The organism is Streptomyces sp. NBC_01497 (assembly GCF_036250695.1).
GTDB lineage: Bacteria > Actinomycetota > Actinomycetes > Streptomycetales > Streptomycetaceae > Streptomyces.
The window spans coordinates 4361876-4373486 of the sequence record NZ_CP109427.1 but is presented as its reverse complement, the minus strand read 5'-3'; the positions used below and the strand labels follow the sequence as shown (position 1 = coordinate 4373486).

The following is an 11611-nucleotide window of genomic DNA, read 5'->3' as shown; positions in this document are numbered from 1 at the left end:
GGGGCGCCGCCGGACGGCCGCTCACAGGCGGGCGTCGTTCGCTGCCGACTCGCCCCGCCGCCAGCCCTCCGCGTCGCGGCCCTTGAGGCGGGACGTCGTCGTGGCGGGGAACAGGCGCCGGGTGGCCGTGCGCACCGCCAGGTCCTGGGCGGCCAGCGCCGGCAGCAGTCCTGGGCTGTCGCGCCGGGCGGCCACCTCCTCGTCGGCCGCGGCGCTCAGCCGCTCCCGGATCCGGGACGCGTAGGCGATCAGGAACGACTCGCGGTAGTCCCTGCGGCGGGACGGGCCGCCGGTGAGGGCCCGGTCGGCCTGGACGAGGAGCGAGGTGTAGAGGAGTTCGACGGCCTCAAGATCACTGTCGTGGCCGACGACCGTGGAGAAGCCGAAATCGGACGACCACACCGCCTCACACCGGTTCGCCGAGGCCACCGCGTCCAGCAGCAGCGCCTTGGCCCCCTCGTACGGGCGGTCCACACCGATCCGGCGGAAACCGGGACCGCCGGCGGCGCCCTCCCCCCGCAGCAGTGTCTCGTCCACGCGGTGGCGGGCCATGAGCTGCTGGGCCTTGGCCGACAGCGCCTCCGCCTCCTCGGGAAAGCCGGTGGATTCGGCCTTGGCCAGCAGCGCCCGGATGCGTCCGAGCACCTTGCCGCTCTCTCCCACCGGCGCCGCGGCCCGCGGGATCGCGGTGGGGATCGCGGGCAGTCGCCCGTACGAACTCAGCAGCTCCACCAGGACGGTGGCCGCCGTGAACCGGTCCAGCCGTTCCGTACGGGCGAAGGCGGCGACACCGCCACCGTCGGCGAGCGCGGCAGCGAGACGCTGGTGGCGGGCGGTGAGCTCCCGGCCCGCCATCCGGACGAGATCGACGGGGGCCCAGCCCCGGCGCTCGCACTCCCCGAGGACCCGGGCCGCGGTGGCGACGGCTGCGGCGTCCCACTGCTCGCCGAGCGCGGCCAGCACCGAGGCAGCCGTGTCCGTCTCGGTTTCGCCGGCGTCCGCGCCGAGGGTCCTGCGGTACGCCTGCTCGAACTCGTCCACCCGTCCATTGTCCAGGACGGGGCAGGTCCCGGGTGCGCGGCGGCCCCCTGACGGTCTCCGCGCACGCGGGGGCCGGGACGCGCGCGAGGAGGGGCCCGCACAGCCGGAAGACGGCCCGGGATCAGGGGGCACCGGGCCGAGTGGACAGCCCGCGCGTGGGGAGAGTGGGTCCGCTGGACACCCCAGGGGCACCCGGCGGACGGCCCGGAACAGGGGCGCACGGCGCCGGGACAGCAGGGAGGTGCCCCGGAACAGCCGGCGGACGGGCCGGGCACAGCCGCGAGACAGGCACCAGGTGCGTCACACTTCCGCTCCGGCGCTTGCCCCGCCCCCGCCGTCCGCTACCGTTCCGGTACCCGGGCACCGATACCGCTCAGCGAGAGGTGTTCCGGAACACGTACACCGACGGCGCTCTGCGATCGGTGACAACACTCAGGGGTGGGGATTGAAGCAGCACCGCAGGGACCGGAAGAGACGGGTCCTGATCTACGGCGTGACGTCGGGCGTTCTCGCCTCGGCCGTGATCGGCACGGTCGCTCTCGCCGCGCAGAATTCTGGGGCCGCGCAGCCGGCCGCCGTCAACGCGGGCCTGCAGACGCAGTTCGACCGCGCTGCCGCCGAGTTCGACGTGCCGAAGAGCGTCCTGATGGCCGTCTCCTACCAGTCGTCGCTCTGGCAGTCCCACGACGGGCAGCCCAGCACCACGGGCTCCTACAACGTCATGGGGCTGACCCGGGTGACGGCGGGCGATGTGGACAAGCCCAGTGACCAGGAACGGCTTTCGCACCTCAACATGAGCGGCGACCCCGCGGTCACCAAGCACTTCAACGCGAAGCGCGCCCTGCAGTCCGCGGCTCCCACGGTCAACACGAGCGACCCGCGCCTGCACACGCTGGACGCCGCCGCCAAGCTCATCGACAAGCCGGTCGGCGCCGTGCAGGACGACACGCAGCAGAGCATCCGCGCGGGTGCGGCGCTGCTGGCGAAGTACCAGAAGGACGCGAAGGGTTCACTGTCGAAGGACCCGGGCCAGTGGTACGCGGCCGTCGCGCGCTACAGCCAGTCGCCGGACTCGGGCGGTGCCGCGCTGTTCGCGAAGCGCGTCTTCGACACGGTCAAGGACGGGCAGAGCGCGCTCACCACGGACGGCCAGCAGGTCACACTGCCCGCCGACCCCTCGGTGACACCGGCGCCCACGACGAACGTGCCGCTGGCGACGCCCGCGAGCTTCACGGCGACCCAGGCGCCGGAGTGCCCCTCGGGCCTCAACTGCGACTTCAAGCCTGCCGCGTTCAAGCAGGACAGCAGCACCCCGGACGACTTCGGCAACTACAACGTCGCCAACCGCCCGTCCGGCAGCGAGGACATCCGCTACATCGTCATCCACGACACCGAGGGCAGTTACGCGTCCTCGGTGAGCGAGTTCCAGGACCCGGCCGCGTACGCGAGCACCCACTACCTGATCCGGGCGTCCGACGGCCTGGTCACGCAGATGGTGCCGACCAAGGACGAGGCCTGGCACGCGGCCAACAAGACGATCAACATGCACTCGATCGGGATCGAGCACGAGGGCTACGCCATCAAGGCGGGCAGCTGGTACACCCCGTCGGAGTACGAGTCGTCCGCGACCCTGGTGAAGTACCTGGCCGCGCGCTTCAACATCCCGCTGGACCGTGAGCACATCATCGGCCACGACGAGGTGCCGGGCGTCCTGGACGCGAACGTGGCGTCGCAGCACTGGGACCCGGGCCCCTTCTGGGACTGGAACCACTACATGTCCCTCCTGGGCGCCCCCACCGGCGACCAGGGCGCGGGCGGGCCGCTGAAGGCGGGTCAGGTGGTGCGGGTCGTACCGCCGTTCACGACGGCCAACCAGCCGACGCTCACCTACGGCGGCAGCACCGTCGCGAAGCAGCCGGCCAACTTCGGCTACCTCTACACGTCGCCCTCGACGACGTCGGCCATGATCACCGATCCGTACATGCCCACGGTGAAGTCCACGGACGGCCCGAACTGGGGCAACAAGGTCGTGGCAGGTGGCGAGTACGTCGTCGCCGAGGCCCAGACCAACTGGACCGCCATCTGGTACGGCGGCAAGAAGGCCTGGTTCTCCAACCCGGGCGGCCAGTTCACCGCGCAGGTCGCCAAGACCGGCAAGCCGGTGCTCAAGGCCAAGGCCGGTGCGACGTCCATCCCGGTGTACGGGCGGGCCTATCCGGAGGACGCGGCGTACGCGGGCACCGGGGTGCCCGTACAGGACTCGAACAGCGCCTCGTTGACGAAGTACAGCATTCCGTCGGGGCAGGCGTACGTGGAGGCGGGTCCCGCGCAGGTCGGCGACTACTGGTACGCCGGTACGTTCGCGGGCACCGCGGCCCACGACAGGACCCTCGTCACGGGAACGACCACCTTCTACCCGATCCGCTACAACCACCGCATCGCGTGGGTGAAGTCGAGCGACGTGCAGGTGGGCACGAGCACCGCGCCGGACACGGGCACCGACCGCTACGGCATCGTCGCGCGCGACACCTCCGGCATGCTGTGGCAGTACCAGGGGACCGGCAGCGCCACCGCGCCGTTCTACACGAAGTTCCGCATCGGCTCGGGCTGGCAGCAGTTCAGCGCGATCACCCCGATGACCGCGCTGCGGGCCGACGGTACGGGCGACATGGTGGCCCGCGACACGACCGGCACGCTCTGGTACTACCAGGGCAGCGGGAACCCCAGCAAGCCGTTCCAGGCCAAGCTCAAGGTGGGTACGGGCTGGAACATCTTCAACGGGCTCTGGGGCGCCCGTGACCTGACGGGTGACGGAAAGCCCGACCTGCTGGCCCGGGACAGCGCGGGCGCGCTGTGGCTCTACCAGGGCACCGGCACGCCGGCGAAGCCCTTCCTGGCGCGGCAGAAGGTCGGGCCCGGCTGGGGGATCTTCAACACGATGACCTCCACCGGCGACCTGACCGGCGACGGCAAGGCCGACCTCGTCGCCCGCGACACCTCGGGCGTGCTGTGGCTGTACCAGGGCACCGGCAACGCCGCCGCGCCGTTCGCCAAGCGCACGGAGATCGGCACCGGCTGGGGGATCTTCAACGCCCTCGCCGGCCCGAGCGACCTCAACCGCGACGGGATCGGCGACCTGATCGCCCGGGACACGTCGGGCACGCTGTGGTTCTACAAGGGCACCGGCAAGGCCTCGGCACCGTTCGCCAAGCGCACCGAGATCGGCACCGGCTGGGGCACCTACAACCTGCTGCCCTGACCATCCCGCGGGGACGCCACGCGCCCCCGTCGCACAGACGCACCGGACGACACCGGATCCCGACAGGGGCACCGGGTCACCACGGCAGGGCCCCCGGCCCGGTCACCTCACGGTGGCCGGGGCGGGGGCCCTTCCCATGTCCTGATGTGAGGGCGTCCTGGCGCATCGCCCTATGCCGCCGGGGCGGGCTCCCGACCTAGCGTCATAGGGCCGGCGGGCCGAAGGACTCGGCCGACGGCGTGATCCGTTCGGCCCGGGCTCCCCGGTGGGCCGGTGACCACGGTGATCCCGCGACCTCAGAAGAAAGCCTTCCACGCCGTGACACCCCACCCCAGCAGTGCCGCCTCCGTCCCGCTCACGGACGACGCGGATCCAAGGCCCCCGGCCCCGGCCCGTCCCCCGGCGAACGGGGCGGGGCGTGCCCTGCTCGGCCCCAGCTGGTTCGCGGCCGTCATGGGCACGGGCATCGTCGCCGACGCGGCGGTCACCCTGCCGCGCACCTTCCCGGGGCTCCAGGACGCCGCCACGGTGGTCTGGGCGGGGGCCGCGCTGCTGCTCGTCGTCCTGGCCGTCGGCTACCTCCGGCAGCGGGGGCTCGGACTGCACGCCGCCCACCCGGTGCAGTCCCAGTTCCTCGGCGCGCCACCCATGGCGCTGATGACGGTCGGGGCCGGGACGCTGCTGCTGGGCCATCGGGTGATCGGCGCGCAGGCGGCCCTGGACGTGGACTGGGTGCTGTGGTCGATCGGCACGGCGCTCGGTCTCGTCGCCGTGTGCACGGTGCCGTACCTGATGGTCAGCCGGCACCGCTTCGAGCCGGACGCGGCGTTCGGCGGCTGGCTCATGCCGGTGGTGCCGCCCCTGGTCTCGGCCGCGACGGGCGCGCTGCTCATCCCGCACGCGTCGGCCGGCCAGCCGCGCGAGGCCCTGCTGCTGGGCTGCTACGCGCTGTTCGGGCTCGGCCTGGTGGCGGTCCTGCTGGTGCTCGCCATGATCTACAGCCGCCTGGTGCACCACCCCGCGCCCACGGGTGCCCTGGTGCCCACGGTGTGGATCGGTCTGGGGGCACTCGGCCAGGCGGTGACGGCCCTCGGCGCTCTGGCCACCGTGGCGCCGAGCGCGCTGCCCGCGCTGTACGCGCAGGGCGCGGAGGCCCTCGCGCTCCTCGGCGGGGTCGCCCTGTGGGGTTTCGCCATGCTGTGGCTGACGCTGGCCGCCACTCTGACCGTACGGGCGTTGCGGGCGGGGCTGCCCTTCGCACCCACCTGGTGGTCGTTCATCTTCCCCCTCGGCGCCGGCGTCACCGGCACCAGCGCCCTCGCCGCGCGCACCGGCTCGGAGTTGTTCATCTGGCCCGCCGTCGCGCTCTACATCCTGCTCGTCCTGGCGTGGGCCGTGGTCGCCTACCGTTCGCTGCGGCACGCGGCGGGGCAGGTGAGGGGACCGGCCGGGGGGCAGTGACTCCACTCGGTGCAAGGCAGGTCGACGATCCCCTAGGGTCGCCCGGTGACTGATCTCTCCTACCTCCGGGCGGTCCGGGAGTCCTACGACACGGTGGCCGGCGCCTACCTCGAACAGGTCAGGCGTCCGGGGCAACTCGACCCGCTGTCACGGGCGATGCTCGCCGCCTTCGCGGAGACGGTACGCACGGCAGGGCTCGGGGCGGTCGGTGACCTGGGCTGCGGTCCCGGACCGGTGACGGCGCACCTGGCGGGACTGGGGGTGGACGCGTTCGGCGTCGACCTGTCACCCGAGATGATCGGCCTGGCCCGCCGGACCCACCCCGGCCTGGGTTTCGCCGTCGGGTCGATGACCGCGCTGCCCCTCGCCGATGACGCACTCGGCGGCATCCTCGCCCACTACAGCGTCCACCACACACCCCCGGCCCTGCTGCCCGTCGTGTTCGGCGAGTTCCACCGGGCGCTGGCGCCGGGCGGCACGGTGGTGGTGGCGGGCCATGTGGCGGCCGGTGAGGAGCTGCGGCTGCGCCCCGCACAGGCGTACGGCGGCCTTCCCGTGACCTACGCGTCCTACGTGCTGCCACCGGACCGGCTGGCCGAACTGCTCGGCCGCGCGGGGCTCGTCGTCACCGCACGGCTGGTGCAGGAGCCCGCCGACGGAGCCGTGAGGACCGTCGCGACCCTTCTCGCACACAAGCCGGGACGTCCCTGACGCTCCCCCGGCCCGGCCCGCGCCGGGGCTGTCCGCCGACCGGGCCACCATGCGCCAACCGACCGGAACCCGGTTTCCTGCGTTCCGGGTTCGTGCGTTCCTGACCCGTGCGTTCCGGTGCCACGGGCGCCTTCCCCCAAAGGAACAGGAGAGGGAAAGAACCTCACCAAGCCCCACCAGGGCCCGTCGAACTGCCCTCCGAGCCGGCTCACTCGGGCGGGTGAACATCACGGACTCAGCTGGCTTTTCGGACCCCCGGCTGACTTACGCTCAGCGCGACACACAGCAAAACCAGCGCGACACAGCAAAACCACCCCAGACATACGTCGGCCCCCGGCCGGGACTAACGATCCCGATCGAGGGCCTGACCACCGAGGAAGCAGACCTTCCCGATGGATACCCAAAACCCTAGCCTGCCCGCGCACGCCCAGTCAGTCGTTACCGGCAACGAACCCCCCGTGCGGGCGAATCCGCGCCCTCACGTTCGGTCCGCCGCCGGCCATCCGTCCGGCGTCGTGCACGACAACAGCCGCCACACCGACCGCTTCACGGTCATCGGCAACCACCTCGCCCAGCACCACGAGCTGTCGCTGCTCGCCATCGGCCTCGGCGTGCACATCCAGTCGCTGCCGGCGGGCGCCCGGGTGGACATCAAGACCCTCGTGCACCGCTTCCCCGAGGGCTCGGCCCGGATCGCTGCCGCGCTGCGCGAACTGGAGACCCACGGCTACCTGCACCGCAGACGCGAACGCACCCCGGCGGGCCGGATCGTCACCCGTACGGTGTCCTGCAACCAGCCGACGGCGTCCTCCAGGAACCGCCCGACGGTGTCCCGGAGCAGACCGGCGGTCCTCCGGAACAGACCGGCGGTCCTCCGGAACAGACCGGCGGCGGCCGGACACGGCGCCACATTGCCGGACCGCGCTCAGCGCCCGGAGGCCCCCACCGAACCCGCGCCCGACGTCACGGTGACCCGAGGTGCCGCGTCACCCGTCCAGCGCACGAAACGCTCCCTGCCCGCCGTACCGGCACCCGCGTTCCCCGCCCAGGCCCTGCTGCGCAGAGCCACCGATCTCCTCGCCGACCTGCGGGTTCGCGACCCCCGTCTGCTCCTGTCCACCATCGAGACGGACCACCTGGCCCCCGGCGTGGCCGCCTGGCTGGAGCGCGAGGTGAGCCCGCTCGCCGTGTCCCTCGCCCTGAGCGCCGACCTGCCACCCGGGGGCCCGCGCCACCCGGCCGCGCTACTGGCCCACCGCCTCATCCACCAGTTGCCGCCCCCGCCGCCCTTCCGCGCCCCGGCCGCCCCGGCCGCCCCGGCGCCGCACCCCTTCCAGACCTGCGATGTCTGCGACCGTGCCTTCCGCGCTCCCGGGCCCGGCCGCTGCGCCGAATGCGGGCCCGCCCCGGCCCCCGCCGCCCCGCCCATCGACGACGAGCCGCGCCGGGACCCGGATATGGCGGGCGCCCGCCACCCGTGAAAGGCGACCGCCCGCGCCGGTCCGCCGCCCCCCACGGCCCGCACGTGCTGTATCTGCCCCACGTCCCGTGTCAACGCGGGCGGGTTCACTGCCGATTCGAAGCAGCAGCACGCGTCGGCCGCCCTCCACCGGGCACGGCCGCCGGATGTCGACGACGACTTCGTCCGGGCGACGCGGACGCGGCCCGGCAACGAACAGCGCGCCGCCGCCCGGCGCCCGAGTTGCCTCGGGCGCCGGGGGACGGACGCCGTGGTCGGACGGGGCTTCGCCGCCCGACCCGCGCTCAGTTGTTGGCGTTCTGGGCGAACCGAGGGGACGACTCGGTGCCCAGGCCGGCCGGCTTCATGCCCACATGCGACGGGCCCGACTGGAGCCCCGGCCCCGGCACGGAGAGCGTCGTACCGTTGCCGTCGCGTCCTGTGACGCTCAGGTTCGCGTCGAAGGGGATGCCGAACGTCTGGCACTGGCCGGCGGGCACGTACACGGTCTGCTGGGAGTGTCCGGAGCCCGAGAGCCCCAAGGCGGAGCTGTAGTCGCCCTGCGAGCACAGCCGCACACGGCCCGTCCCGATCGCGGCCGGGGCCGCCGACGCGGCGGCCGTGGTGACGAGCGTCGTCGCGGCCAGCGCGGCGGCCACGAACGTCGTCGCCGCGAAGATCCGGGATCGCACCTGCATGATGGAGCTCATTTCTGTCGGGTGTCCCATAAGGCCGGGCCAGGCCTGTGCCGCCGGCACCGCTGTCGCCGCGCGTCGAGGAATCATTCGGCTCGACGCCGCTCGTGGGCGCCTGCCGCAGGCCACGGCCACCGGTACGAAACTCTAGGAGCGGCCGTCCGGGACGGCTCTGTGGCACATCGACAGGCCCGCGCACGGCGGCCGGGGTGGCGGCACACGCCGAAGTGCCCGCAACATGTCGTGCGCGCGGTCCAGTTGGACCGTCGCGCCCTGCCCAGAAGCCCGCTGCCCGGCCGGTTCAGTCCCCGAGTCGGCGGGCCAGGTACGGGGCCGTCCTGCTCTCCGTGCTGCGTGCCACGCGGGACGGGGGGCCGGAGGCCACGACGCGGCCGCCCGCGTCGCCCGCGCCGGGGCCGAGGTCGAGGACCCAGTCGGCGCTCGCCACCACGCCCATGTCGTGTTCGACGAGGACCACCGAGTCGCCCGCGTCCACCAGGCCGTGCAGTTGCCGCATCAGCAGGTCCGTGTCGGCGGGGTGCAGGCCGGTGGTGGGCTCGTCCAGCAGGTAGAGGGTGTGTCCGCGTCGTACCCGCTGCAACTCGGAGGCGAGTTTGATGCGTTGGGCTTCGCCGCCCGACAGTTCGGTCGCCGGCTGACCGAGGTGGAGGTAGCCCAGCCCCACGTCCCGCAGGGTCCCGAGGCTGCGGGCGGCGGCGGGCACGTCGGCGAAGAACGCGGCGGCCTCGTCGACGGACATGCCGAGTACGTCGGCGACAGTGCGGTCCCGGTAGGTGATCTGCAGTGTCTCGGGGTTGTACCGGGCGCCGTGGCAGGTCGGGCAGGGCGCGTAGGTGCCGGGCAGGAAGAGGAGTTCGACGGCGACGAACCCTTCGCCCTGGCAGGTCTCGCAGCGTCCGGACGCGACGTTGAACGAGAACCGGCCCGGCGGGTAACCGCGTTTCCGGGCCTCGTCGGTGGCCGCGAAGAGGGCCCGTACGGTGTCGAACAGGCCGGTGTACGTGGCGAGGTTGGAGCGCGGTGTGCGGCCGATCGGCTTCTGGTCGACGCGTACGAGGCGGTCCACGGCCTGAAGTCCCTCCACCGCGCGTACTCCCGCGCCGGCGTCGGAGGAGGGGTCCCCGGTCTCGAAGTCCCCGTCGTCCGCCTCCGTTTCCTGCTCGGGGGCGCCGTCCTTCGACGCGGGCACGGCCGCGTCGCCGTCCGGCCCGGTGTGCAGGTGCGCGGCGACGGCTTCGGCGAGGACCTGGCCGACCAGGGTCGACTTGCCGGAGCCGGACACCCCGGTGACGGCGGTGAGCACGCCGAGCGGGATGTCCACGTCGAGGTCCCGCAGGTTGTGCCGGTCGACCCCGCGCAGCCGCAGCCAACCGGATGGGGTGCGGGGCGTCCGCCCGTTGCCGGAACCCCCCTGACTCTCCTGGCCGTTGGGGCCGTTCCCGAAGAGGTACGGGCGGGTCGCCGACTCGCCCACCTCCGCGAGGCCGGGTACGGGCCCGCTGTACAGCACCCGCCCCCCGTACCGGCCCGCCCCCGGGCCCACGTCGACGACCCAGTCCGCCCGGCGCACCACGTCCATGTCGTGCTCCACGACGAAGAGGGTGTTGCCCTCGGCGCGCAGTTTCTCCAGCACGTCGAGCAGGGGTTCCGTATCGGCCGGATGCAGGCCGGCCGAGGGCTCGTCGAGGACGTACACCACGCCGAACAGCCCCGACCGCAGTTGCGTCGCGAGCCGCAGGCGCTGCAACTCGCCCGGTGAGAGGGTCGGCGCGGTGCGGTCCATGCTGAGGTAGCCGAGGCCGAGGTCCGCCAGCACGTCGATGCGCGCGGAGAGGTCGCGGGCGAGCGCCACCGCCGCCTCGGTCGTCTCGCCCGAGGCGGAGTCGGGCACGGTGGCGGTCGGGTCGGCGAGCCGGGCGGTGTCCCGGAGGATGTCCGCGAGCGTGCTCAGCGGCATCGACGTGAGGTCCGCGATGCCGTGGCCCGCGAAGGTGACGGCGAGGGCCTCGGGCCGCAGTCGCCTGCCCCCGCACAGGGGGCACACCGCACTCTCCAGGTGGCGCGCCACCCGCCGCCGTGTCGCGGCGCTCTTGGACTCCGAGAAGGCGCGCATGACGTACCGCTCGGCGCTCATGAACTTGCCCTGGTAGGGCCGCTGGACGCGGCCCGCCTCGCGCACGGGGTCGACGGTCACCACCGGCTGCTCGTCGCTGAAGAGGATGAAGTCGCGATCCTCCTGCGGCAGTTCGCGCCAGGGCCGGTCGATGTCGTAGCCGAGGGCCGCCACCACGTCGCGCAGGTTCTTGCCCTGCCACGCGCCGGGCCAGGCGGCGATCGCGTGGTCGCGGACGCTCAGCGACGGGTCGGGCACGAGCGAGGCCTCGGTGACGCGGTGCACCCTGCCCAGGCCGTGGCACTCGGGGCAGGCGCCGGTGACGGTGTTGGGCGAGAAGGCGTCGGAGTCGAGCCGCTCGTCCGTGCCGGGAGGGTAGGACCCGGCGCGCGAGAACAGCATCCGCAGCAGGTTCGACAGGGTGGTGACCGTACCCACGGAGGAACGCGAGCCGGGGGTGCCGCGTCGCTGCTGCAGGGCGACAGCGGGCGGCAGGCCGGTGATCTCACCGACCTTCGGCGCCCCGACCTGGTGGATCAGCCGGCGGGCGTACGGGGCGACCGACTCGAAGTAGCGGCGCTGCGCCTCCGCGTAGAGGGTGCCGAAGGCGAGGGACGACTTGCCGGAGCCGGAGACACCGGTGAAGACGGTGAGCGCGTCACGGGGGATGTCGGCGTCCACGGTACGCAGGTTGTGCTCGCGGGCACCGCGGACGCGTACGTACGGATCGGAGGCGCCGCTCGCGCCGGGGGTGCTCGTCATCGCCGCTGCGTCTCCATGGGGGCCTCGTCTCGCACGTGCGCGCCGTCCGGCCGCCGCGCGTCACCGCGGCGCCGCCCCCGGCCTCATTG

The 11611-nt window shown here is 73.1% G+C and carries 7 protein-coding genes; 4 read left to right on the top strand and 3 right to left on the bottom strand.

The window, feature by feature from the left end; all coding sequences use genetic code 11:
- Window positions 1–21: 21 nt before the first annotated feature.
- Complete coding sequence (locus OG310_RS18695; protein WP_329457019.1) at window positions 22–1041, bottom strand: DUF2786 domain-containing protein; 1020 nt, start codon at window positions 1039–1041, stop codon at window positions 22–24.
- A gap of 445 nt (window positions 1042–1486) precedes the next feature.
- Between OG310_RS18695 and OG310_RS18690 the strand changes: the two genes are divergently transcribed.
- The 4 genes from OG310_RS18690 (at window position 1487) to OG310_RS18675 (ending at window position 7953) form a co-directional block, all read left to right on the top strand.
- Window positions 1487–4300, top strand: coding sequence for an N-acetylmuramoyl-L-alanine amidase (locus tag OG310_RS18690; RefSeq protein ID WP_329457018.1), 2814 nt, complete (start codon window positions 1487–1489; stop codon window positions 4298–4300).
- Between the two features lie 318 nt (window positions 4301–4618).
- Window positions 4619–5761, top strand: a complete 1143-nt coding sequence (locus tag OG310_RS18685; protein ID WP_329457017.1) for a TDT family transporter — start codon at window positions 4619–4621, stop codon at window positions 5759–5761.
- Between the two features lie 45 nt (window positions 5762–5806).
- The gene (locus OG310_RS18680; RefSeq protein ID WP_329457016.1) at window positions 5807–6472 is read left to right on the top strand and encodes a class I SAM-dependent methyltransferase; all 666 of its coding nucleotides are present in this window, start codon (window positions 5807–5809) and stop codon (window positions 6470–6472) included.
- 392 nt (window positions 6473–6864) lie between these two features.
- Window positions 6865–7953 (top strand): helix-turn-helix domain-containing protein, encoded by a 1089-nt coding sequence (locus OG310_RS18675; protein ID WP_329457015.1) that lies wholly within the window; start codon window positions 6865–6867, stop codon window positions 7951–7953.
- A 283-nt stretch (window positions 7954–8236) separates the two neighbouring features.
- On the opposite strand, the gene OG310_RS18670 is transcribed toward OG310_RS18675, so the two are convergent.
- Complete coding sequence (locus tag OG310_RS18670; protein WP_329457014.1) at window positions 8237–8629, bottom strand: hypothetical protein; 393 nt, start codon at window positions 8627–8629, stop codon at window positions 8237–8239.
- A 298-nt stretch (window positions 8630–8927) separates the two neighbouring features.
- Window positions 8928–11522, bottom strand: coding sequence for an excinuclease ABC subunit UvrA (locus OG310_RS18665; protein WP_329457013.1), 2595 nt, complete (start codon window positions 11520–11522; stop codon window positions 8928–8930).
- Between the last annotated feature and the right edge of the window lie 89 nt (window positions 11523–11611).